Annotated in this window: 21 protein-coding genes and 2 pseudogenes; 10 read left to right on the forward strand and 13 right to left on the reverse strand. The window is 66.4% G+C overall.

The window, feature by feature from the left end; all coding sequences use genetic code 11:
• Together A5724_RS34700 and A5724_RS21035 are read left to right on the forward strand one after the other, a co-directional pair.
• Positions 1-528 (forward strand): annotated as a pseudogene (locus A5724_RS34700) (hypothetical protein); the annotation flags it as partial.
• 230 nt (positions 529-758) lie between these two features.
• The gene (locus tag A5724_RS21035) at positions 759-3,023 is read left to right on the forward strand and encodes a prolyl oligopeptidase family serine peptidase (RefSeq protein WP_067806581.1); all 2,265 of its coding nucleotides are present in this window, start codon (positions 759-761) and stop codon (positions 3,021-3,023) included.
• 78 nt (positions 3,024-3,101) lie between these two features.
• Here A5724_RS21035 and A5724_RS21040 read toward each other — a convergent pair whose 3' ends face one another.
• Positions 3,102-3,407 carry an ANTAR domain-containing protein gene (locus tag A5724_RS21040; protein ID WP_067806585.1) on the reverse strand — a complete coding sequence of 102 codons (306 nt, stop codon included), beginning with the start codon at positions 3,405-3,407 and terminating at the stop codon, positions 3,102-3,104.
• Between the two features lie 470 nt (positions 3,408-3,877).
• On the opposite strand from A5724_RS21040, the gene A5724_RS33855 reads away from it, so the two are divergent.
• Together A5724_RS33855 and A5724_RS21045 are read left to right on the forward strand one after the other, a co-directional pair.
• Positions 3,878-4,021, forward strand: coding sequence for a hypothetical protein (locus A5724_RS33855; protein WP_156752389.1), 144 nt, complete (start codon positions 3,878-3,880; stop codon positions 4,019-4,021).
• Between the two features lie 39 nt (positions 4,022-4,060).
• The gene (locus A5724_RS21045) at positions 4,061-4,807 is read left to right on the forward strand and encodes a Mut7-C RNAse domain-containing protein (protein ID WP_067806650.1); all 747 of its coding nucleotides are present in this window, start codon (positions 4,061-4,063) and stop codon (positions 4,805-4,807) included.
• A 67-nt stretch (positions 4,808-4,874) separates the two neighbouring features.
• On the opposite strand, the pseudogene A5724_RS33240 reads toward A5724_RS21045, so the two are convergent.
• Together A5724_RS33240 and A5724_RS21050 are read right to left on the reverse strand one after the other, a co-directional pair.
• Positions 4,875-5,042, reverse strand: a pseudogene (locus tag A5724_RS33240) (Ltp family lipoprotein); the annotation flags it as partial.
• A 162-nt stretch (positions 5,043-5,204) separates the two neighbouring features.
• Positions 5,205-5,615 carry an excalibur calcium-binding domain-containing protein gene (locus A5724_RS21050; protein ID WP_082965172.1) on the reverse strand — a complete coding sequence of 137 codons (411 nt, stop codon included), beginning with the start codon at positions 5,613-5,615 and terminating at the stop codon, positions 5,205-5,207.
• A 342-nt stretch (positions 5,616-5,957) separates the two neighbouring features.
• On the opposite strand from A5724_RS21050, the gene A5724_RS33865 reads away from it, so the two are divergent.
• Positions 5,958-6,110, forward strand: a complete 153-nt coding sequence (locus tag A5724_RS33865) for a hypothetical protein (RefSeq protein ID WP_156752390.1) — start codon at positions 5,958-5,960, stop codon at positions 6,108-6,110.
• A 79-nt stretch (positions 6,111-6,189) separates the two neighbouring features.
• Complete coding sequence (locus A5724_RS21055) at positions 6,190-6,651, forward strand: SRPBCC family protein (protein WP_197518740.1); 462 nt, start codon at positions 6,190-6,192, stop codon at positions 6,649-6,651.
• 9 nt (positions 6,652-6,660) lie between these two features.
• On the opposite strand, the gene A5724_RS21060 is transcribed toward A5724_RS21055, so the two are convergent.
• Positions 6,661-7,860: an NAD(P)/FAD-dependent oxidoreductase gene (locus A5724_RS21060; protein WP_067806587.1), complete on the reverse strand. Its 1,200-nt coding sequence runs from the start codon at positions 7,858-7,860 to the stop codon at positions 6,661-6,663.
• Between the two features lie 34 nt (positions 7,861-7,894).
• On the reverse strand, positions 7,895-8,281 hold the full coding sequence (locus A5724_RS21065; protein WP_197518741.1) for a helix-turn-helix domain-containing protein: 387 nt from the start codon (positions 8,279-8,281) through the stop codon (positions 7,895-7,897).
• A 166-nt stretch (positions 8,282-8,447) separates the two neighbouring features.
• On the opposite strand from A5724_RS21065, the gene A5724_RS21070 reads away from it, so the two are divergent.
• Complete coding sequence (locus tag A5724_RS21070) at positions 8,448-8,753, forward strand: putative quinol monooxygenase (protein WP_067806594.1); 306 nt, start codon at positions 8,448-8,450, stop codon at positions 8,751-8,753.
• A 5-nt stretch (positions 8,754-8,758) separates the two neighbouring features.
• Here A5724_RS21070 and A5724_RS21075 read toward each other — a convergent pair whose 3' ends face one another.
• Entirely contained in the window at positions 8,759-10,543 is a 1,785-nt protein-coding gene (locus A5724_RS21075; RefSeq protein WP_067806596.1) for a hypothetical protein, read from the reverse strand.
• A gap of 111 nt (positions 10,544-10,654) precedes the next feature.
• On the opposite strand from A5724_RS21075, the gene A5724_RS21080 reads away from it, so the two are divergent.
• Positions 10,655-12,304, forward strand: a complete 1,650-nt coding sequence (locus A5724_RS21080) for a hypothetical protein (RefSeq protein WP_067806599.1) — start codon at positions 10,655-10,657, stop codon at positions 12,302-12,304.
• A gap of 21 nt (positions 12,305-12,325) precedes the next feature.
• Here A5724_RS21080 and A5724_RS21085 read toward each other — a convergent pair whose 3' ends face one another.
• The 4 genes from A5724_RS21085 to A5724_RS21100 all read right to left on the reverse strand — a co-directional run bounded on the left by A5724_RS21085 (position 12,326) and on the right by A5724_RS21100 (position 15,657).
• The gene (locus A5724_RS21085; RefSeq protein ID WP_067806602.1) at positions 12,326-12,529 is read right to left on the reverse strand and encodes a DUF3072 domain-containing protein; all 204 of its coding nucleotides are present in this window, start codon (positions 12,527-12,529) and stop codon (positions 12,326-12,328) included.
• A complete protein-coding gene (locus A5724_RS21090) occupies positions 12,526-13,269 on the reverse strand; it encodes a DUF899 domain-containing protein (protein ID WP_067806605.1) in 744 nt (247 codons plus the stop codon). The genes A5724_RS21085 and A5724_RS21090 overlap by 4 nt, the downstream gene beginning before the upstream one ends.
• Positions 13,269-13,979, reverse strand: a complete 711-nt coding sequence (locus A5724_RS21095; RefSeq protein ID WP_067806608.1) for an SDR family NAD(P)-dependent oxidoreductase — start codon at positions 13,977-13,979, stop codon at positions 13,269-13,271. The genes A5724_RS21090 and A5724_RS21095 overlap by 1 nt, the downstream gene beginning before the upstream one ends.
• A 94-nt stretch (positions 13,980-14,073) precedes the next feature.
• Positions 14,074-15,657, reverse strand: a complete 1,584-nt coding sequence (locus A5724_RS21100; protein WP_067806612.1) for a PucR family transcriptional regulator — start codon at positions 15,655-15,657, stop codon at positions 14,074-14,076.
• A 79-nt stretch (positions 15,658-15,736) separates the two neighbouring features.
• Here A5724_RS21100 and A5724_RS21105 point away from each other — a divergent pair, with 79 nt between their 5' ends.
• Positions 15,737-17,227: a CoA-acylating methylmalonate-semialdehyde dehydrogenase gene (locus A5724_RS21105; RefSeq protein ID WP_067806614.1), complete on the forward strand. Its 1,491-nt coding sequence runs from the start codon at positions 15,737-15,739 to the stop codon at positions 17,225-17,227.
• Between the two features lie 11 nt (positions 17,228-17,238).
• Complete coding sequence (locus tag A5724_RS21110; protein ID WP_067806617.1) at positions 17,239-18,615, forward strand: aspartate aminotransferase family protein; 1,377 nt, start codon at positions 17,239-17,241, stop codon at positions 18,613-18,615.
• Between the two features lie 84 nt (positions 18,616-18,699).
• Here the strand turns inward: A5724_RS21110 and A5724_RS21115 are convergent, their stop codons facing one another.
• The 3 genes from A5724_RS21115 to A5724_RS21125 all read right to left on the reverse strand — a co-directional run bounded on the left by A5724_RS21115 (position 18,700) and on the right by A5724_RS21125 (position 22,739).
• Entirely contained in the window at positions 18,700-20,691 is a 1,992-nt protein-coding gene (locus A5724_RS21115) for a universal stress protein (RefSeq protein WP_067806620.1), read from the reverse strand.
• Positions 20,692-20,798: 107 nt separating this feature from the next.
• Positions 20,799-21,257 (reverse strand): cyclic nucleotide-binding domain-containing protein, encoded by a 459-nt coding sequence (locus tag A5724_RS21120; RefSeq protein ID WP_067806622.1) that lies wholly within the window; start codon positions 21,255-21,257, stop codon positions 20,799-20,801.
• 81 nt (positions 21,258-21,338) lie between these two features.
• Complete coding sequence (locus tag A5724_RS21125; RefSeq protein WP_067806624.1) at positions 21,339-22,739, reverse strand: wax ester/triacylglycerol synthase family O-acyltransferase; 1,401 nt, start codon at positions 22,737-22,739, stop codon at positions 21,339-21,341.
• Positions 22,740-22,753: the final 14 nt, after the last annotated feature.

Raw genomic sequence — 22,753 nt, forward strand, 5'->3', positions numbered from 1 at the left:
GAGGTATCCCCGCCTCCCCTAGCGCCGGTGCTACCTCCCATCGACCAACCCCCCGGCGTGCCCGATGAGCCCACGCCGGTGGACTCGACGATGGCCGGAGCCAGTGCCGTCCTTCATGGCGGGAACGCACCGCCGGTACTGACCGCCCCGGTCATGGTCGGGGCCGCACCGGCTGTGCCCGGACCGATCCTCGGCGCGCCGATCGCACCGCCCGCGACATTCGGTGGTCCGGCATTCACATCATCGTCGCGGTGGTCCGGTGAACCGGCGTCACCGATACGTCAATCATCGAGGAGTGAGCCGCTACCCACAGAAGTCGGCTTGAGAGCCCGCGGACAAACGTCCAAAGAGGCTGGCTTTCCCAACGAGTACCGGCGCAGCCCTCGGCTGTCAGAGATGGCCGTAGGTGCGCTGCCGGGCGTTGTCGGCATGCTGATCATGACCGTCAGCGGCGTCTGCCTTGGCTACCGCCAGGCCATGGCGGGTCAACTGCTGCGACCCCAAGGCGCCGACCGCTTCCTGGCTTAGGGTCTTAGAGCAGCGCCTCACCGCCACCACGACTAGCCGCGCGAGGCAAGCCGGCGAACGAATGTACCGTGACTCGCCGCGTCACTTCGTGGCGAGCACGGTCGATGCTTTTCTTCGACAGATCAACGGCTTCGACCTTGATCGAGGATCGTTGTTTGCAAACGCAATGTGCCGCTGGTTCTTTCAACACCAAACACCGACCCCGTCGCGCCGACGGCGTACGTTGGGTCGTGTCACTGTTGAACCTTGCGCTTCTTCCGGTTTATGTCGCGCGCCGAGTGGCCGATGCAATGGTCGGTGGCGTTACGACATCACCGAGTCCCGAGCCTGTAGTGGTCGGCGGTATGCCCGAGGGCGTGCCGCCTGCAGCGCTGCGGCCCGAGCCCAAGCTTCCCGCGCCTGCCGGATGGCCGTTCGGTGAGGAGTTCCCGCGCACATGCGGCACCGGCCGCTTCGCCGGGGGCGCCGCGTTCTGGACCGACTTCCTCTACGACGACCACGGCGCAACGGGTTTCCCGGTCGACGCCGCGATCGCTGGGCTGGAGTTGTCGCGCGGCACGTACATCTACCCGGACGGAGCCGCGGCCCATAACGGCGCCGACATCTTCCGGGTCGGCATCGGGCTCACCGAGACCCACACCTGGTGGCGAATCGACTGGAACACCCTGATCGACGCTTCGATACCGGTCGGGCTGTTCACATTCGACACCGGCCCTGACCGAGTCGGCACCGGCGATTGGCCAGCGGGAGCCGGAGTCCGCTCCGCAGGAATCGACTTGGCACTGCTCGTCTCCGGGGCCGGCGCGAAGCTGATCGACCTCGCGGCCCAGGCAACGACTCCCGTCGAGCACACCGTCGACATGGCTGCGCGGTCCTTCATGGCCCAGGTTCCGCGTTCTCTGTTCGAACCGACCGGTACGTGGACGGTACGGCTGGCCGCCGGACTGGCCAACGCCGCCGGGGACGGGTTCGCCGACGTCCCGGCCATCCACGGCGCGAAGCCGGGACAACCCAACGTGTACAACGTGGCTTTTCGCACCGACGAGCAGGAGCCGGAGAGGCTGAACTTCTGGGCGGACAAGGCCCAGGCGGCCGCGCTCACGGACGGCGACGTATCGCAGTTCTCGCTGGCCGTGCCGTGGGACGAGCTTGCTGAGCGCAAAACCACCGCTGAGCCGATCATCACCGGCACATCAACGCGTTGGTATGTGTCCTCAGTCGAGTTGGGCCAGGGCGTCGACAAGACGAACGTCCTGAGCACCAAGCCGCAGTTCCTCGGCCGGGTACAGCCGTACTCGGTGTGCCTGCCGGCGACGTACGCGCCGGGGCGAAAGCTGCCGCTGACCCTGTTGCTGCACTCACTTGTGTTGGGGCAGAACCAGTTTGCAGCGATTGACCCTCGGCTGCTGCATCAGGTGTGTGATGGGCGCAACTCGGTGGTGGTGACGCCGCTGGCCCGCGGACCGGCGTGTTGGTACTTCGACGAGGGGGAGCTGGACGTCTGGGAAGTCTGGGCACGGGTGACGGAGCAGATCGGCACCGACCCGAATCGCACTGTGATTGCCGGATATTCGATGGGTGGATACGGAACGTACAAGTTGAGCCTGACCTATCCAGAGGTTTTCTCGCAGGCGGTCGTGCTGGCCGGCCCGCCGGTGTGTGGCGTTCGGCTACTGCCCGACATCGAAATCCCGGCCGACCCCGATCTCGATTCACATTGTGCCCGCGAGGGTGACACGTTGCGGCTACTCGTCAACGCCCGGTGGCTTCCGTTCGTGATCGCGCACGGTCTGTTGGATGCGCTCGTACCGTTCTTGGGTGTGCTCCAGCAGGTGCTCGATATCGACCGGCTGGGCTACCGCTATCGGTTCACCGTCTACCCGAGCGAGAACCACTTGTCGTTCGCGCTGAAGGACAAGTTCGACGACCCCGTGTCGCACATGGGCACCGGTCTGCGCCAAGGCGATCCCGGCCACATCACGTTCGCGTGGTACCCGCAGCTTGTTCGACCGGATCTGGGTATCGGCCCGCACCGGGTCTGGTGGATATCGGATCTGAGGGCCGGTGCACGTGTCATGGCGACCCGCGGGGCCGTCGCCGAGGTCGACGCACGGTCCTACGCACGGCCGGACCGGAACCGGACGATCCGGCGCCGTGGGGGCGTCATCCTGGATCTGGATCCGTCGCCGGGGCTGTTCAGAGAGCTCATATGGCTGCTGGGTGGGCCTCCCGACACCCTTCCGAGCCTGACGCTGAATCTGCTTGGAGTCGCGGGATTCACGGTTGACGTCGCGCGGGCGGGCCTGGCCGCGCTGCCCCGGTCGACGATCACCGTGGCGACCGACACGGCCGTGGAGATCAAGCTCGCGGCGTTGCCGCCTGGGGTCACGGTGCGGCTGGACGACAACCCGACGGATGCCACAGTGTCCGTGCCTCCGGGCCGGCACAGGATCACACTCGCTGTCGAAGGCGAGCAACCGCGGTGGTTCATGTGAGTGAGCCGGTGCGCATTGCCGCCCGAGACGAAGTCAGGGGACGGGAACCGCCGCGGCGCAACGCGCTGGTTCAGTCCATCACGTGGTCTTCAGTGGTCCGCGCACAGGAGAGAGGCTGAAAAGGTGACCCCATTCGCGGTGCGCGGCGCACTGAGCCGTGTGGGAGCCTTGCCGCGGTTTTGTTTCACCGTTGGCCAGCTCGACGAGCGCCCACGCAACCGTGAAGACCGGGATGCCGTGGCGCTGCGCGGCGCTGAGCAGCTCGTCGAACGCGGCGCCAGTTGAACATCGACGAAGGCCCATAAGAATGCCCTCGGCCGTATCGACGATGCGCCTGGCCTGCGGATCAAACGAGTTGTGTGCCGGAACCCAGTCTGGCTTCACGTGATGTCCCTCCTCAAGAGCCACGCCGAGGGCGCATCGTCACCCTTTTCGCCCCACCATTCGGGCATCGGCAGCGCGGTGCTCTCCTAACACGTTTGGCAATGATTTGCGCTCCACCGTCCACAGGGCTAGACCACCAAAGGCATTGGTACCAACCCGTGATTGCCTCGATACGAATCCGCATTCATTCCGTCGCGATTACCACGGCGACCGACGGCGCTTACGCCGACACCGGCACCGCCGAAGGGTCCGACCGCGCCAACGCGATACGGCCGGCCGCGACGTGATCGATGTATTCCCACGGCCGGTGCGCACGCCCACGAAGCACGCCGCGCAACGCAACTCGTCGGCCACCGCACGACCTCGACCCTGAAGCACGTATTGTGCGGGCGCACAGCGCGTTTCAGCGACCCGCATAGCTATCAGGTGGCAGCCGTCACCCATTGCCATGCCTTCCCGGTGGGAGGACGATGAAGTGGTGCGCCCTCGATCAGAACAAGGACGCGTTGGACAAGATCAGATCCACAGGCAGCAAGGACGCCCACGCAGAGATACTCGACCAATGCGACTTCGACTTGGCGGTCGCACACCTGCGGGTCCCCGAACTGGCCTGACCGGACATGCGCCGCGCGGCTCGGGATAGCGCGCGCGTCGTGGCCGGTTACGTGACGGTCCGGGCATACGCCGAACTCAACGACTTCTTGGCACCCGAGTCGCGCGGTCTCACCCTGCGCCGGCCGTTCCGCGCACACCAGACCGTCAAGGACGTTCTGGAAGCAACGGGTATCCCGCACACCGAGATCGACCTCATCCTGGTCAACGGCGATCCCCGAGATTTCGGCCACCGCCCGTCTACCGGCGATCGCATCGCGGCGTACCCGGTGTTCGAGGCATTCGACATCGGGGTGACGACCCGGCTGCGTCCGGTGCCGCTGCGAAACCCGCGCTTCATCGTCGACGTGAACCTCGGCCGGCTGGCGCGGTTGCTTCGCCTGCTCGGCTTGGACGCATGGTGGTCCAATAACGCCGACGACCAGACATTGGTTGACATCAGCGCGGCCGAACAGCGAATTCTGCTGACCCGAGACCGTTCCCTGCTGAAGCGCCGCGCACTCACTCATGCCCTCTACGTCCGCTCCGGACACCCCGAGGAGCAGACACACGAGGTCTTACGGCGACTGGACCTTCGCCGACGGCTCGCGCCGTTCACCCGGTGCTTGCGGTGCAACGGCAGGCTGGTCGCCGTTACCAAAGATGAGGTGATCGACCGCCTCCAACCATTGACCCGCCAGTACTACGACGATTTCCGAAGGTGCGCGGACTGCGCGCAGATCTACTGGCCGGGGTCACATCATCCGGACTTGGTGAGCCTCGTCGACAGACTTCGCGACGAACTTTGATGAGCCACAGAGCATCCTTCGCGGACTTCGCCGCCTGCACATTCCAATCGACGGTGATGTGATCGAAGGCGAATGTCGCGTCTTCGGTTGAGAAACCCTCGTATTCCAGCTGTTCGATAAGCCCCTGACGAGAGAACGAGGAGACGTCGAGGTAGTCCTCGGCGGAGCGGACGGCGTTCTGTTGACTCGCTGGACTGAGGAATAGTTCGGATCCGAAGTCCAGGCCGACCGTCAGCTCTCCCGTGTCGGCGTTAGTGGGACGACTTCAGTCGAATTTTCCAATGCCGCAGCAGCGTTGCTTCGCGTGCCAAAGAGATAGGCAATCACGGGCAGGACTCGACGTCCTTCCTGACGACGCCGAAGTTGATCTTCGTGGCCCTCACCTTTCACGAGCGATCTACTCGCAAGCGACCCCGTCACCGTCCCTGTCGAGGCCGGGTCGGTATCCGGGTTCGCCCACATATAGCGGCGCGGCGCCAGCTGCGCGCGCTTGGGAGCAATTGCTGTAGTAGGCCGACGACGGTGGTGGCGTGTCGACGGGCGCCGCAGGCAGCGGCGCCTCGGCAGTGGCTTCAGGCTCGGGAGCGAGGGGCGCGGGAGCCGGCGGAGCTGCCTGCGCTGTCACCGTGACTGTCGCGGGGGGTGCGACAAACGGCTGCGGCGGCGCCGCGGTGACAGTGACCGTTTGGGTGACCGTGGTCGCGACGGACTTGTTGTCACCACCACTTCCGATGTTTCCAATCAACAACAGCAAGACAAGAAGTCCCGCAACGCTTCCGCCGATGACCAGTCCGCGTCGGTTCGCCATGGCACGCGATGGCGGCGACCCCCACTCACGGCCGTTCCAGTACGACCGTCCTCCCGTGCCCCGCGGGTCCGGGTACCATCCCGCTGGCGGCAGCGGAGCGGAATAATTGGTCACGAACGACTCCCCGTAGATCTTGTGTTGAGTTGCATGGCCAACGGTTATTGACCATCGGGCAAATATACTAGACGGTGTGTACTGATATCACGAAATCGCCAGTTACCTTGCGCCACAGCAAATCTTGGACTGCAATCTCACAACCCCGGTGCCGACGCAGCGAACGGCGAACGAAGGATGTCGAGAACGTCGCGATACGACGTCCTCGTATCGGGTAGCCACTGTGTCATGACCAATCGCAGCATGGCCGACGACTCGTCCGAGCAAGTGCCCGGGCAGCAGACCGGCGAGAGTTCGGTCCACGACAAAGACAAGCTTCACGGCGAGCATGATGGACCGAGCGACCCGACCGGGCTCGCCCGAGGCGCCTCCTCTGACTGACGCCACGAGTGTGAACGCCCACAGGATTGGGAAGCCGTGGGGCGGGTATCGAATGCGCATACCCGCGAAAGGAATGATCATGAGCACGCATACCGCATCCATAGACGTCGACCGCCCCATCCGAATGGTCTACGACCAGTGGACCCAGTTCGAAACCTTCCCGAAGTTCATGGAAGGCGTCGAGCGCATCGATCAGCGCGACGACACCCACCTGCACTGGGTCATCAAGGTCGGCGGCGTCGAGCGTGAGTTCGATGCCACCGTCACCGAGCAGCACCCCGAAGAGCGGGTCGCTTGGAAGTCTGACAGTGGACCCAACCACGCCGGTGTCGTCACCTTCCACCGCCTCGACGACCAAAAAACCCGCGTCACAACGCAAATGGACGTCGACCCGGAGGGCTTCGTCGAGAACGTCGCCGACAAGCTCGGCATTCTCAAGGCCCGCATCAAAGGTGACCTCGAACGGTTCAAGAAGTTCATCGAGGACAAGTCGTCTGAGACCGGCGCCTGGCGCGGCGATGTGCCTCGTCCCGACGCATAAGCGCCCGAGTCAGAGCCGTCCCTTGAGGATCAGGTTCCAGTACATCTGCGGCAAGCCGTAGCGGTCGAAGGCCCACGCGGTACGTCGCGGTTTCAGCGGATCCACGAACGACGGAAGCGAACTACTGAGCTTGCCGGCGCGATCGAACTCGCCGAACATCAACTTGCGAGTGTCAGTGGCGATCGGGGCCACCGTGTATCCGTCGTACTCCGCGAACCGGCCGCCGTTGCGTGCCGCCAGCAAGTTGTCGACCAAGATCGCAGACTGCTTCCGGATCGCTCCGCCCGACGGGTCCGTCGCGACGTTCGCCGCATCACCCAGCGCCCATACCTTCGGATGACCGCGGTGCCGGAACGTCTTCGGGTCGATGTCGACGAGCCCGTGCTCGGCCGCCAGTCCTGACGACTCGATCCACATCGGTCCGCGAAAGGGCGGCACGAGGTGCAGCAGGTCATAGCCCACCTTCTGATCGACGGCCTCACGCGTCTTCACCGATACCTTGCGCTCACCGGGATGCAACTCGCTGACGGTGCCATTGAGCACCTCGGCGCCGATATCGTCGAGATAGCCTCGCAACCGCTCATCGATCGCGTCGACGCCCAGCAGGTTCGGCCTGTCCACAATCAGCGTGATGTCGATGTCGTTGCGCCATCCCATTCGCTGCCAATGCGCGGCAGCCAAGAACAACGGCTTCAGCGTGGTGCCCGTGCAACTCACCGGCGCCCGCGGCACCGTGAACACGGCCCGCCCCGCCATCATCGATTCCACCAGCTGCCACGTCTTCTCGGCGTGATCGAGATAATTGCTCGCGACCGCCGCCGTGTCGAGCGTCGTATACACATCGGGCAGCGCCGCCTCATCCGGTACCAGGCCGGGCGCCAGTACCAGGTCGTTGTACAGGTAGGTGCGGCCGCTTTCGCATTGCACGGTCTGCGTGTCGGCACCCACCGCCACAACGGAGTCCTGCAGCCACTCACATCCGTCCGGTGTAACCGACTCCTGGGTCCGTTCGGCATCGCTCTGCGTCGCCTGGCCGGCTCCGACGTACGACAACAGCGGACGATAGGTGTGCACCGCCAGCGGTTCGATGACCGCCACTCGTTCGACGCCGCGCCGCAGCAGTCGTCCCGCCACGCTGAGACCGGCGTTGCCCCCACCAACGACTAAGACGTCGAAGGCGTCTTGGCTGGATTCGGCTGTCCCTCCCATGGTTGGGAGTTACCCGCTGCGGCGCCCGTCAACCTCAACTGGCGTGGCGGAACGGATGAGCGTTCGCGTAGTCACCCGGCGTCGTCCCGAATCGGCGGCGAAACGCCTTGATGAAATTCGACACGCTGACGTACCCGACTTGGTGCGCCGCATCCGCCACGGTGCATCGGCCATCATCGAGCAGATGACGGGCGCGATTCAACCGCGCTTCCTTGACGTATTGATACGGTCCACACCCCGTCGTCTCACGAAAGACTCTCGAAAAACTCGACGGACTCAAGCACACCCGTGCGGCCAGCGCATCGCCTCTCAAGGGAGCAGGCAGATGCGCATCGATGTATGCCACCGCGGCGCCGACGGGGTGTGTCGTCGCCTGACAGGCCAGCGCCAACAGCCGCCCGCCCTGATCACTCCGCAACACGCGATAGACGATCTCCTGCAACAGAAGTGGCGTCAGCGCCCTCTACGAGGCGGCTCATCCGTGGCAACCGAAAGTCGTCGTCGATGGTCGCCTGATCACCGGGGCAGAACCCGCAGTCCGGGACGCTGGTGGGAGAGGCCCTGGTCGAAGCACTGAAGCAAATCTCGTGACCTCGGCGGAATCCGTTGTGGTGGTGGCGCATTGGCAGACCACCGAGGCGTCGGTGAGCACGGTCCGAGACCTACTGGGCGACCTACGGACCCAATCCTTGGCCGAACCGGGATGTGAAGGGTACGAAATCTTTCACCACCAGGACGATCCGACATCCATCGTGCTCATCGAACGCTATCGCGACGGCGACGCTCTTGCGGCCCACCAGAAGTCGGATCACTATCAAGACATTGTCGTCGCGAAGATTCGTCCACTCCTCACTGAGAGACGCGTGCAAATTCTGCGCCCATGGAAGGGTTGAGGACTCTAGGGCGACGCGGGCACCGTTGTCACCGGTGCCGAACCACCACTGCCGCTTGATGATCCGCCACTGCTCGACGACCCACCCCCGCTCGACGGCGCCTCGATCACCGGCGCCGGCTTCTCGATGACCGGAGCAGGCGCCGGGGCCGGTGCGGGCGCTACCGGCGCTACGGGTTCGGGCGCGACGGCCGGCGGCGTGTAGGCGGGCGCTGCCGGCGGTGCTGTGTAGGCGGGCGCCTGCGAGGCCGGTTCCTGCGTCACCGGCGGTGCTGGCTTCTCGATCACGGGCGGCGGGGACACCGACGTCACTGTCGAGATCGTCGTCGGCGTTGCGGTCGACGTCGTGGTCTCCGTCGATGTCGTGGGCGTCGTCGGCTCAGTTGTTGTGGTCGTCGGCGTCGTCGGCTCGGTGGTCGTTGGCGTTGTCGTCGGCGGCGACGTCACCGTCGTCGTGAATGTGGGCGGCGGGAACGGGAAGAACGGCGGCGGGAACGGAATCACCGGCGGAATCGGAATCACCGGCGCTCCCGGCACCGGAGCCGGTGCGGGCGCCGGCGCCTGCGGGGCGGGGGCAGGCGCCTGCGGGACGAAGCTGTTCGGTCCGCGGTTCGGCTGGACATTCGGCACATTGCGCACCGGGGGTGCGGCCGGCGCCGGTGACACCGCCGCGACCGGCAACGCCACCGGATCCGGCTCATGCGGCACCTGCGGCAGGAACCGCCCCGGCACGGTCTCCGCCTGTTGCGTCGCCGGAACCGGGACCTGCTGCGCCGACACGTCGGCCACCGGCCGGATGTTGACCGCCACCGTCACCGCCAGCGTCGCGAAGCTGGCGATCACGAACGCCAACGCGCTGCCCATCAACATCGACTTCCGCGGCGGCGGCTCGATCAGTGCCGTGTACGCCTCTTCGTCCTCGATCTCCGGAACGAATTCCTCCAGCGAGTCGTACGGCAGCTCGTACTCCGCCGGCTCCTCGTCCGAGTACGCCAGCTGCGGCCCGACTACCGCGTCACCGGCCGTCGGCGCCATCTGCGTCGCCTCACTCGCCGCGGGCGCCATCTGTGTCGCCTCACTCGCCGCGGGCGCCATCATCGTGGCCTCGCTGACCGCCGACGCCATCAGCGTCGCGTCCGCCGCGGCCGGCGCCATCATCGTCGCCGCACCCGCCGGATACTCCGAAATCTCGGCCGTCTGCGCCGCGCCCCGCGCGATAGCGAACCCCGCATCGGGCGGCACCTCCACCGGCGCCGTCGAATGTAGTTCCGCCGCAACCGAATCCAAGTCCAACCGTTGACCGACCAACATGATCCGCGTCGGCTCGGTCGGCAGCTTATGCAGCACCGCCGCACACGCCACCGCCGCACCGGCCACCCCGATCGGCGCCGACGCCAACACCGACGTCGATTCCTCGTCCTCGCCGACCACGCTCAGCGACACCGTGTCGTCGTCGGCCAGCAACAGCGCCGCGTCCGCGCCCGCGCTGCGCGCCAGCGCCGTGGCCGCCTCGGCCTCCGACACCACCTCGACGTTCTGCACGCCCGCGTTCGCGACCGTCTGCCGCAGCGTCTCGGCCTGGGAGGCGTCCGGCAGGCACAGTCGCGTCGCGGCCATCACGTTGCCCGAGTCGGCCACCGCGCGATAGGTGCCGACGATGGTGTCGGCCAGATCGGTCATCGCGTCGTCGGGCAACTCCAGCGCGTACTGGTCGAGCACCTGCCCGCCCGCGCCGACCATCGCCAGGCGCGCCACCCTCCCGGCAACCGCCACCCCGACCTTTACGTCCACCGATTCACCCTTTCACAGCCCGGCGGCCTGGATGCGTTGCTTGTATATGAGAGCAAAAGTCAGCACCCTGAGTGGCGACCCCTCGCGTCACTCCAGAGAGGAAATCGTCCCGTGAGCGACCAGCGTTACGACGCGCCCGCCCCCGTCGGCCGGTCGCCCCAGGTGGGATACGTGCCGGTCCGCACCAACGTCGTGCGCGACGGCGTCGCGGTGGCGATGCTGGTCCTGGCGCTGCTGCTGCCCTGGAACCTGGACTTCGGCCTCGGCATCCCCGGCAGCAACGCCCTGTTCTTCGTGCTGGTCATCTTCGTCACGCTGCTCGCCCTGGCGGCCGCGGCCGCGCCACATCGCGGCCCGTTACGGCTTGACGGGCCCGAGGCCGACGTCGGCCGCACCGGCCAGATCCGGCTGGTGCTGGCCGTCCCGTACCTCGTTCTCACGCTTGGCTACGTCGGCTTCCATCTGCTGGAGACGGTGCGGGACGGCGGCACCGGGTTGACGCCGCCGGGTGTCGGCCCCGGCCTCATCCTCGGCATCGGCGGGGCCCTGCTCGCCGCACAGCCGCCGGTCACCAGTATCACCATCGAGAACAACGGTTTTCGGCGCTGGTACGCCGCCGCGCGGGCGCTCGGTGCGGTGTCGATTGCGCTCGCGACGCTGGCGGTCGCCTTCAACCTGTATTGGCGGCTGCGCTACCTGTTCGTCACCAACGGCGAGTTCGGCGGCCGCGACGTCGCGGTCATCGTCACGACGCTGCTCTACGGGGCGGTCGCGATGATCGCGTTGCTGATCGTGTCGCGCTGGCTCCTCGAGCGGTCCGCCGCCGCCCGACTGGCCACCACCGCGCTGGGCGCGTCGTCGGCGCTGGCGACGGTGCTGGTCTGGGTCTTTCCGGTCGGCCGCGACATCGACGCCTTTCACGGCGTCGCGCAGAACACGTCGACCGCGGCGGTCGGCTACGAGGGCTATCTCTTCTGGGCCGCCGCGGCGGCCATCGTCGCTCCGACCACGCTGTACGCCGTCTTCCTCATCAAACCGCCGACGCTCGGCGCCTATCGGTCGGCGGCGCAGAAGTGCCTGACGCTGATCGCGTTCTGGGCGTTCGCAGCGGCCGTGTGTCGCGTCGTCGACTTCCTGATCGCGCTGTCGCTGGATCTGCCGCGCGCCGCGTACGACACCGTGGCGATGACGGTCTTCGACCTGATCACCGGCATCCTGGCGCGGTGGCTGCACCGCCGACTCGAACGCGGCGAGACCACCGCGACGGTGATCGCGGCGTTCAGCGGTGTGCTGTTCGTCTTCACCGTCGCAAACCTGGCGATCGGCGTCGCGCTGGCACCGCGCTACGCCGAACCGGCGCCGGATGCCGTGTACGGCAACAACCTGGCTCAGCAGATCACCAGCACGTTCGACGTCGCGGTCTGCCTGCTCAGCCTGGCCGTGCTGATCGCGATGCTGTTCACCGGGCCGCTGGCGGCCTACTTCGTGCGCCGACGCGAGACTCGCGCACCGGCCACGCCCCCGCCACCACCGCCGCCTCCGGCACCTGAGCCGCAGACCGCCGCCGCGCCGACGCTCGGTCAGCCGGCGCCTACCGTCGCGGTGCCGAAAATCGTTCGGCTGAAGGAGGATTCGACCACGGTGCTCGAAGCGCCCCCGACCGAGCAGTTCGCCGCGCCGACCGCCACGCTGCGGATCCTGCGCCGCAAGCCGGACGAGGGCGGCGACCCGCCGACCACGGTTGTGCGACCACCCCAGTAGTCATGGACTTTGGGATGACCGCTATCTGCCGCGTCCCGTTTCCTTCTGCAGGCGGTCGATGGCCTCGGAGGCCTGCGCCTTGGTCAGATCGTCGGGCACCTCTTCCTTGGCCTCCTGCGCAAGGGTCTGCAGGTAGCTGCGCTGCGGGCCGGTCATCGGCTCGTCGCCGGTGACCCAGTCGGAGGTGTCCTTCTCCGGGTTCTGCAGTTGCGTGTCGTCACTCATGCGGGTCTGATTCCCGTCGCACATCCGTTCGAAACCTTCGACGCGTAAGAGTCGTGGAAGCCGATCTCAGTGATGTGAATCTGTCTGCCAAGCGGCGTGAGGTCGAGGTAGTTGAACGTGTTGACCAGTCCCTCGATCCCACGCTCGTACGCCGAATACGTGTGAAAGACGTCGTCACCGTCGCGAAGAAAGACGCTGACGCCCTGCCACTCGCCGCTGACGTACCACGGCGTGCCCTTCTCGACGAGCGTCGCCTTGTCCTTGTAGTTGTATTGCACCGGCGCGATCGCCTCGTCGTTGGTGACGTGGAAATCGTAGTTGAAGTCATTACCGTACGACGAGTACCAGGGAACGCTCCACCCCATTCTCTCCTTGAACCGCAGCAACTTTGGCAGCGGCGCGCGCGAAACCAGAGCAATCGTGGTGTCGAGCGCATGCAGGTGCTCCTCATGGCTGATGTTGTCGACCATCAGCGAACAACTGTTGTGTCCCTCGTCGTCGTTCGGGCCGAACATGAAGTGGTAGACGATGAGCTGCCTGCGCCCCTCGAACGCCTCGAGCAGGCTGGTCCTGCCGCCGGATCCCTCGAATACATAATCCTTGTCCAGCTTGACCATTGGCAGTTGGCGGCGCCGTGCAGCCAGCGCTTCCTGTCTCGCAGTGAGCTCCTTCTCCTCCTGGAGTAGGTCCTTGCGCGCGGTCAGCCACTCCTCCGGCGACACGATCCTCGGCGGCGTCATCATGCCCCCGCCGCCTCGAGCAGCGCGGCGTATGCACGCTCGAGTACCTTGGCCGGGCCTCGGCGCCAACTCTCCGCCAGCGACAGCGAGAAGCTGTCGGGAAAGATCTCGTGGTCCCCGCGTTCTACACCATCGAAGATGCCCCGTGCGACTTCTCCCGGGGTCGCCTTGGGGATGTCGAGACCCCGCGTCATGTCCGTGTCGACCGGCCCGAGCAACACTGCATGCACTCGAATCCCCTGTGCTGCCAATATCACACGCAACGATTGCGTCAGATTGAACGCTGCCGCCTTCGAGACCGAATACGCCGGAATGACCGGCAACGGCGCCAGCGCGTTGACCGACAGCACGTTGACAATAGCTCCGGCGGACTTGCCGAGCACAGGCGTGAACGACTGCGTCATCCGGTGCATGCCGAAGACATTGACGTCAAAGTGCTGTTCGAGCGTCGACGGGTCGGTCAAGTCGTCGTACAGTGCAATCCCCGCGTTGTTGATCAGGACGTCGAGGTTTTCGATTCGCTCGGCGGCTCGCCGCACGTCCTCGATACTGGTCACATCCACCGTCAGCGGGATCACCCGTCCATCCGGGTGTTCGACCGGCCGTCGCGCGGCCGCGTAGACCGTGTTTGCGCCCCTTCTCAAGGCCTCTTCGACCAACGCCTGGCCGATGCCGCGGTTGGCTCCAGTGACCAGAACTGCTTTGCTCAATGTCGTGCTCGCTTTCGTATCGAACTGCGGACTGGTTTTCCGTTAGTTCAGATACGACGCACCGTGGAGATTCATCGCCCCGGCACGACACCTCCTACGACGGCGTGACCCCGCGACGGACGTCGAGCACCAGCATCGCCACATGCAGCGACGCCATCGATTCCGCATCGGTGAGATCGACGCCGAGTTTCTCCTCGATGGCCGCCAGCCGCTTGTACAGCGCCGGTCTGCTGATGCCGAGCCGGGCTGACAGCGCAACCTTGTTCCCGCCCAGCCGCAGATACTCCCGCAAAACCTTGAAATCAGTTGGTGTGCCGCCATTCTCGTCGGTCAGCAGCGCCTTGAGTTCGGTTTCGGCGAACGCCTGCACTCGCGGGTCGTCCTGCAGCAGCGAGATCAGCCCCCGCAACCGCACATCGGAGGTGCGGTAGAACGGCCGCGGCTCACCGCCCATCGCCAACGCCGCCTCGGCCACATGCGCCGCAGCGGCGATACCGACGATCGCGTCGGCGATCGAGCCCGAGGCCTCCCCCACCGCCAGCACCGACCGCTGACCGCCATCCACCCGCGCCACTTCCCGCGCCGCGTCCGACCCCAACGCCGTCCACGCCTTGTCCCGGGTTGCGCTCAACGCCACCACCGCGCCGATCTCGCCGTCGCCGCGAATCGTGAACAGCCCCGTGTGACCCGACGCGTTCACCGTGTGCGCCACCGCATCCAGCAGTCTGACGTTGCGCCGCTGACCCGCGACCGGGTCCGAAGCCGTCGACGCGTCCTCGGTGCGGACCACCACCGGGTGATAGCGGGCCGTCTTCCGCAGCCCCAACCCGTATGCCCTAGCGGCGATTTCGCGTTCGTCGGTGACCCGACCCCGAACGACGTCGTCGATCAGCCCACTCTGCGCCTGCTGATGCAACCCGGACCGGTCCCGCTCGATCATCCGGTTCAGCGCCAGCGCCGCCGCCGCGCGCTCGAGCACCATCTTGGCGCGCGACGCATCCGCCGGCGGCCGCGGCACCACCAGCCGTCCCCACTCCTCACCGCGCGGGCCGACCGGGCTCATCGCCCAGCCGTCACGCTCGGCCGACGCCCGCCGCGAGCGGTACTCCCAGTCATCAAGCAACGCCGCGGTGGTCTCCGGCCCGGGCGCCACCGCAAGTGCTTGGTGCGCAAGGTCTTCCAGCACCACCGGCTCGTCGAGAATGCGTGCCGCCGCGGTCACGATGCCCGGCGTCGACACCCGCTTCATGCTCAAGTCGGTGAACGTCGCATGCACTCGACGGTCGAACGCGACCGCGTCGAACTGCTCGGCGACGATCCGCCGATGCACCGCCTCGGTCACCTCGACGAACTTGATCTCGCGGTGCAGCACCACCAACGCGACGTTGGCACTGGCCGCAGCCGCCGCGGCCGACTTCGGCAAAGGCGCGTCCAGTTCGGCGATGACCCCGAGCGCGCCGCCCGCGGCGATGCGGCGCAGGTACTGCGCCGGGGACCTGCGCAGCGCGGTGCCAGTGGTCAGCACCAGCTCGCCGCCCTGCAGCAGCCCCGAGAGGTCCGCGACATCGCTGACGTGCACCCAGCGGATCTGCTCGTCCCACCGGCAGGCGCTGAGCACCTCGGGCCGACCAGCCTGGATGACGGGCAAATTCACGACGTCCGCCACGGTCAACGGCATTTACAGAGTGTAAACACTAGGCGCCGCCCGTTGACAATCTGATCGCGCCATTTTCAGGTTGATGGTGCACGCTAGAGGCGTGCACAACACCATCACCCATTGGTTCAACAACGAGGCGTTTGCCGGTACCGGCGGTTCTCTGCCAGTGACCAACCCGGCGACCGGCGAGGTCACCGGTCAGGTGGCGCTGGCCACCGTCGAGGACGCGCAAACCGTCATCGACGCCGCCGCTGCGGCGTTCCCCGCCTGGCGCGACACCTCGCTGGCCAAACGTACCCAAATCCTGTTCGCCTTCCGCGAGTTGCTCAACGCCCGCAAAGGCGAGCTGGCCAAGATCATCACCTCCGAGCACGGCAAGGTCGTCTCCGACGCGTTGGGCGAAGTCTCGCGCGGACAGGAAGTCGTCGAATTCGCCTGCGGCATCCCGCATCTGCTCAAGGGCGGCTTCACCGAGAACGCGTCCACCAAGGTCGACGTCTACTCGATCCGCCAGCCCCTCGGCCCGGTCGCGATCATCAGCCCGTTCAACTTCCCGGCCATGGTGCCGATGTGGTTCTTCCCCATCGCCATCGCGGCGGGCAACACCGTGGTGCTCAAACCGTCCGAGAAGGATCCGTCCGCCTCACTCTGGTTGGCCCAGTTGTGGAAGGACGCCGGACTCCCTGACGGCGTGTTCAACGTGCTGCAGGGCGACAAGACCGCCGTCGACGAACTGCTGACCAACCGCAAGATCAAGTCGGTGAGCTTTGTCGGCTCCACCCCGATCGCCCAGTACGTGTATCAGACCGGCACCGCGACCGGGAAACGTGTGCAAGCCCTCGGCGGAGCCAAGAACCACGCGGTGATCCTGCCCGACGCCGACCTCGACCTGGCCGCCGACGCCATGGTCAACGCCGGCTTCGGTTCCGCGGGTGAGCGCTGCATGGCCATCAGCGCCTGTGTCGCGGTCGGGCCGATCGCCGACGACCTGGTGGCCAAAATCAGCGACCGGGCACGCGCCATCCGCACCGGCGACGGCACCCAGGACTCCGACATGGGCCCGCTGGTCACCAAGGCCCACCGCGACAAGGTCGCCTCCTACATCGACGCCGGGGAGGCCGACGGCGCCAAGATCGTCGTCGACGGCCGCAATGTGAAGGCCGACGGCGGCGCCAACGGATTCTGGCTCGGCCCCACCCTGATCGACCACGTCAAGCCCGAGATGAGCATCTACACCGACGAGATCTTCGGACCCGTGCTCTCGGTGGTGCGTGTCGAGTCCTACGACGAAGCGCTGCAACTGATCAACGACAACCCGTACGGCAACGGCACCGCGATCTTCACCAACGACGGCGGCGCGGCGCGCCGCTTCCAGAACGAGGTCGAGGTCGGCATGGTCGGCGTCAACGTGCCGATCCCGGTGCCGATGGCCTACTACAGCTTCGGGGGCTGGAAGGCCTCGCTGTTCGGCGACACCCACGCGCACGGCATGGACGGAGTGCAGTTCTTCACCCGCCAGAAAGCGATCACCAGTCGCTGGCTCGACCCGAGCCACGGCGGCATCGAACTCGGCTTCCCCCAGAACAAATAGATTGGTATCCGATGACACAGACCATTCTCAATGGCACCACCGACCTCGCGGCAAAGGCCAACCGTCACCTGTGGGGCCACTTCGCGAAGCACGGTGAAGGCATCACGCCGCCGATCATCACCCGCGGTGAAGGCGTACACATTTGGGACGACAAGGGCAGGCAGTTTCTCGACGGTCTGTCCGGCCTTTTCGTCGTCCAGGTAGGCCACGGCCGCAAGGAACTCGCCGAGGCCGCGGCCAAGCAGGCCGAGACGCTGTCGTTCTTCCCGCTGTGGTCGTACGCCACACCGAGCGCGATCGAGCTGTCGGAGCGCGTCGCCGGTTACGCGCCCGGCGATCTGAACCGGGTGTTCTTCACCACCGGCGGCGGCGAGGCCGTCGAGTCGGCGTGGAAGCTGGCCAAGAACTACTTCAAGCTCACCGGCAAACCCGGTAAGCACAAGGTGATTTCGCGGTCGATCGCCTACCACGGCACGCCGCAGGGCGCGCTGGCGATCACTGGTCTTCCCCAATTCAAACAGCAATTCGAGCCGCTGACGCCGGGCGGGTTCCGCGCACCGAACACCAACTTCTACCGCGCACCCGAGCCATATGCCCACGACATCAAGGCATTTGGGCAGTACTGTGCCGACCGCATCGCCGAGGCCATCGAGTTCGAGGGCCCCGACACCGTCGCCGCGGTGTTCCTCGAACCCGTGCAGAACGCCGGCGGATCCATTCCGCCGCCACCGGGATACTTCGAGCGGGTGCGCGAGATCTGCGACGAGTACGACGTGCTGCTGGTCTCCGACGAGGTGATCTGCGCCTACGGCCGCATCGGCTCGATGTTCGCCTGCGACGACTTCGGCTATGTGCCCGACATGATCACCTGTGCGAAGGGTTTGACGTCGGGCTACTCGCCAATCGGCGCGATGATCGCCTCCGACCGGTTGTTCGAGCCGTTCAACGACGGCAAGACGACGTTCGCCCACGGCTACACCTTCGGCGGGCATCCGGTGTCGGCAGCGGTCGCGTTGGCCAACCTCGACATCTTCGACCGCGAGGGCATCACCGACCACGTCAAGGAAACCGCGCCCGCATTCCGGGCCACGCTGGAGAAGCTGTTGAGCCTGCCGATCGTCGGCGACGTTCGCGGCGAGGGCTTCTTCTACGGCATCGAACTGGTCAAGGATCAGGCGACGAAGGAGACCTTCACCAACGAGGAGTGCGGAAAGCTATTGCCGCAGATCACCACCGCGCTGCTGGACGCCGGCCTCTACTGCCGTGCCGACAACCGCGGCGACCCCGTCGTGCAGGTGGCACCGCCGCTGATCAGCGGACAGCAGGAGTTCGACGCCATCTACGAGGCGTTGCGAGTCGTGCTCGACGAAGCGGGCCGCGGGCTCTAACTTCGTCGCCGCGTCTGCGACGAAACGGCATTCCAGCACGCAAAGTTCGAGAAGAAGCGTGCTGGAATGCCGTTTCGGCGAAAACTAGCGCGACGCGGCCTGCTTTAACGCGCTGTCCGCGACATACGCCGGCGTCGCGCTCTCCGGCACCACCATCACCGGAATGTCGGAGTGCGCGATCACCGCGCCCGTGACGCTGCCCTGCACCAAACCGAGCAGCCCGCTGCGGCGGTGCGGGGCGAGCACGATCAGGCTCGCGTCGTGTTCGCTCGCGGCGCGCACGATGCCCTTCCACGTCGGCGCCGCCTCCACCGCCACGCTCGTCGCGTGGAACCCGGCCGCCTCAGCCAGCGACGCCCCGTGCGCGGCGGTCCGCTCCGCCGCACGCCGCACCTCACCGGCCTGATCAGCGTCGAAATGTTTGGCGTCCGTCGGCGTGAAGCCCACGTCCGCGGGCTGCCACACGCACACCACCAAGGCGCATCGGCCCGGCTCGAGCTGGCCCGCGGCGTATCGAATTGCCTTGTCCGCCAGGCGAGTTCCGTCGTAGGCGAACACCACCGGTTGCGACTCGTGCCATTGCACCGGCGCCACCACCCGTTCCGCTGGTGCGGGCGGCGCGACCGGCACACCGCGCAACCGCGCCAACAACGGCGGCGAGTACCACGCGGGGGAATCGCCGTCGAGGAACTCGTCCAGGTCGGGGTCTTGCGGCCTAGCTCCGCTGAGCGCGTAGATCGCCACCCCGAAGATCGCGCCGCCGATCGCCAACCCCAGCCCGATCCACAGTGTCACACCCGTGCCCACATTCAGATCGCCGGACACCGCCCCTGCGACGTGGGCGAGGATCGGCGCCACCATGAACGCCGCCACCGCGCGTAGCAATTCGATGATCGCGAACACCCGCTGCAGGCTGGCCGACTGCAACGAAAAGCCCGCCACGAACAACGCCGGCGCGACGGTGGCGCCCAGCGCCAACCCCGTCAACAACGAACCGACCAACGCCAGCGGCACATTGGCCGGCAGCGCGAACCGGAACACCACGATGCCCGCCGCCAGCAGCGCCATGCCGACCAGCGGCAGGTAATGCATGGCCTTGCGGGTGATGACGTAGCCGAACACGACGGCCACCACGATCGCGCCGCCGACCTCGGGCAGATAGATCAGCCCGACCTGCACCGCGCTGAAGTGCTGCATCAACACGTTGGCCGTCAACGCGGTGGCTGCCACCGACGCCGCGGCCGCGAACAGCGCGACGCCAACGCCCGCGACCGGGATGGCGCTGGTCATCATCGTGCGCACCGTCAGCAGCGGCTGCGCGGCCCGGAACTGGTAGACGATCAACACCACGATCAGCGCCAGGCCGCCGAACATCGGCACGCTGGCCGCCGGATCGCTGAACGGGTGGGTGGTCAACTGCGCCGCGCCGACGAACGCTGCGGTACATCCGACCGCGGCCAACAGGATCGCCTTCAGGTCGCGGGGTGCATCCAGATCGGCGGGCGGGGCGTCCTCGAACGTCAATGCCGCCATCAGCAGCGCCAGCACGGCCACCCCGGCGACGACCCAGAACAGCGGCCGCCACGCATGCGACTCGGCCTGCACACCGCCGATGAACGGGCCCAGCGCCACGGCGCCGAACACGCACATGTTCATGATCACCGCGGTGTTGCGCAGCTTCTCCCGCGGGAAGCCGATGGTCAGCGGCGGCGCGGCGGCGATCAGCAGCATGCTGGTGGCCAGCCCCTGCAGCACGTGCCCGCCGATGAACATCGTCGAGTTCTGCGCGGCCGCCGCGAGCACCGACCCCGCCGCCAGCACCACCGCGTACGCCAGCAGCATCCTGCGCTGCGGCAGGTGCTGGGCGAACTGCACCGCCAGCACCGTGCCCACCGCGTACGCCGCGTTGCTGAGTCCGGAACTCAGGCTCATCGCCTGGGCGGACATGTGCAGTTGGGTGGAGATGATCGGCACCAACGGGTCGAGCGCCGCCGACAGAGCTAAATAGGGAATCAATGCGAGTGTGACCATGGCGGCCACGGCCGGATAGCGTCCGGCGAGGGGTCCCTGGCGCATCAGATGGGCTCGAAGATGTCAGAGGCGCAGGCAGGCACGCGGGTAGGTAACCCGGTCGCGACGAAAATTATTCCTTCACAGCAACTTCCAAGGTTGCTGATTTGCGGTCAGCCTTCGGTTGCCGCTTTTGGCACGTGCCGCGAGACGGTCTCGTCCATCATCTGGCGCAGTGCAGGCACCTCGTCGAGCAGGCGGCGCAGGTCGTCACGCGCGATGTGCAGCACCTCGGCGCGGCCGGTCGTCGTCACCGTCGCGTTGCGCAGTTTCCCGTGCCGCAGCGCCGACTCGCCGATCACCTCACCCGGACCGACCACGGCGATGCGTTCCTTGCCCACGTACACCCCGGCCTCGCCGCTGAGCAGGATGTAGCAGGCGTCCGACACCGTCTGCTCGCGGATCAGCGGCCACGGCCCCGATGTCGAGGTGCGGTGAGTCGCACGCGCGATTCGCGTCAGGTCGTCGTCGGAGAACTCCGAAAACTCCGGCAGCTCCTTCAGCCGCCGGGCGTCCTCTTTGTGTTGCTGCTCGCGGGCGTGTTTCGCCTCAGTGCTCTCGCGTCTGTACATCCCGATCCCCCGATCCTGTGATGCCGCTGACAGTTCAGGAGCCTAGCGACGAGCCGTTGCCGGCAGGCCAAAACGCGCACCTCAGACCAGCGGGCGCGCTCCGCAGCCCAACAGCTCGTCCAGTTGCGCCTCGAACCGGTCCGCCAGTGGCCACAGGTCGTCGACCATCCGCCTGCACGAGATGAGGCCGACGTTGAGCTTGCCGTCCAGCGACATCACGGTGATGTTCAGACCCGACCCGTGGAAGATCGGGCCGAGCGGATACAGCCCCTTGATCTCGGCGCCCATGCCGTACAACGTGGTCGGTGGGCCCGCGACATTCGAGATCACCACGTTGTGGATCGGGGCGGTGCGCAGCGGGGTTCGGGCCATCACCCCGAGCACGAGGTTGAACATGCCGCGCGCCAGAACCTGCGCCACGTCGTACACGAGGGTCGGACCGATCGCCGCACTGTGGTCCTTGGCGCGGGCATTCGCCTCGGCGATAGCCTGCAACCGCTCCCCGGCATCGTCGATATGAGTATGCAGATTGCAAAACATCCCTGACACGTGGTTGCGGCCCGGCCGATCTGATTTGTCGTGCACCGACATCGGCACCACCGCCACCAGCGGCTTCTCCGGCAGCTCCCCCCGATCGCTCAGGAAATCCCGCAGGGCACCCGCACACAGCGCCAGCACGACGTCGTTGACCTTGACGCCGAAGCGCTCCTTGACCCGGTTGACGTCGTCAAAGTCCAACTGCGCCAAGGCGATCGTGCGATCCGGTGTGACTTCGTCGTTGAAAACCGTCCGTGGCGCGCTGAACGGCGCGGCCATCGCGATACCGTTGACGGCTCGGTTGACCGAATCGGCAACCGTCGACACCGCCACGGGAACCGCCCTGGCCATCTGCAGCGGACGCGTCAGGAATCTGACCAACCCCCCGGCGGCGAGTTCCACCAGCGACGCCCCACCCGGGCCCTGCACCGGCTCCGGCGGCGGCGCGTCGGGCTCCAGCGTGCACAGTTGGTTGAGCAGGTTCGCTGCCGAGACGCCGTCTACCGCGGCGTGATGCACCTTGATCATCAAGGCCAGCGGGCCGCCCTGATGAGGGTCGGCGCCTGCGACTCCCTCGATCACCCACATCTCCCAGACCGGCTTGCCGCGATCCAGCGGCACCGAGGCGATGTGCGCGCATACTTCGGCCAGTTCCGTTCGCCCACCCGGCAACGGCAACCCGATCCGGTGCACGTGCCGCGATACGTCGAAGTGGTCGTCCTCGACCCATACCGGGTGGTCCAGGTTCAGCTGGCTGTCGGCCAGTTTGACCCGTAGTTCGGGCAGCGCCTGGATCCGCGCCGCCAGGTCGTCGACAAATCGATCGAAGCGGTAGCCGCCGGGAATAGTGGTCGTGTCCAGTTCGATCACCGAGCAGACGTGCAACGGCACGTTGCGTGACTCGACGTACAGAAAGCTGGCGTCGAGTCCACTCAGCCGCTCCATCTCCCACCCGTACC

The organism is Mycobacterium sp. ACS1612 (genome assembly GCF_001667505.1).
In the GTDB taxonomy this organism is placed as follows: domain Bacteria; phylum Actinomycetota; class Actinomycetes; order Mycobacteriales; family Mycobacteriaceae; genus Mycobacterium.

What these genes read in the sequence shown, in the direction of transcription:
- A5724_RS21085 (WP_067806602.1), bottom strand. Translation starts at nt 12,529, where the DNA reads ATGAGTGACGACACGCAACTGCAGAACCCGGAGAAGGACACCTCCGAC.
- A5724_RS21060 (WP_067806587.1), bottom strand. Translation starts at nt 7,860, where the DNA reads ATGGGAGGGACAGCCGAATCCAGCCAAGACGCCTTCGACGTCTTAGTC.
- A5724_RS21055 (WP_197518740.1), top strand. Translation starts at nt 6,190, where the DNA reads ATGAGCACGCATACCGCATCCATAGACGTCGACCGCCCCATCCGAATG.
- A5724_RS21100 (WP_067806612.1), bottom strand. Translation starts at nt 15,657, where the DNA reads ATGCCGTTGACCGTGGCGGACGTCGTGAATTTGCCCGTCATCCAGGCT.
- A5724_RS21120 (WP_067806622.1), bottom strand. Translation starts at nt 21,257, where the DNA reads ATGTACAGACGCGAGAGCACTGAGGCGAAACACGCCCGCGAGCAGCAA.
- A5724_RS21115 (WP_067806620.1), bottom strand. Translation starts at nt 20,691, where the DNA reads ATGCGCCAGGGACCCCTCGCCGGACGCTATCCGGCCGTGGCCGCCATG.
- A5724_RS33855 (WP_156752389.1), top strand. Translation starts at nt 3,878, where the DNA reads ATGAAGTGGTGCGCCCTCGATCAGAACAAGGACGCGTTGGACAAGATC.
- A5724_RS33865 (WP_156752390.1), top strand. Translation starts at nt 5,958, where the DNA reads ATGACCAATCGCAGCATGGCCGACGACTCGTCCGAGCAAGTGCCCGGG.
- A5724_RS21125 (WP_067806624.1), bottom strand. Translation starts at nt 22,739, where the DNA reads ATGGAGCGGCTGAGTGGACTCGACGCCAGCTTTCTGTACGTCGAGTCA.
- A5724_RS21090 (WP_067806605.1), bottom strand. Translation starts at nt 13,269, where the DNA reads ATGACGCCGCCGAGGATCGTGTCGCCGGAGGAGTGGCTGACCGCGCGC.
- A5724_RS21110 (WP_067806617.1), top strand. Translation starts at nt 17,239, where the DNA reads ATGACACAGACCATTCTCAATGGCACCACCGACCTCGCGGCAAAGGCC.
- A5724_RS21050 (WP_082965172.1), bottom strand. Translation starts at nt 5,615, where the DNA reads ATGGCGAACCGACGCGGACTGGTCATCGGCGGAAGCGTTGCGGGACTT.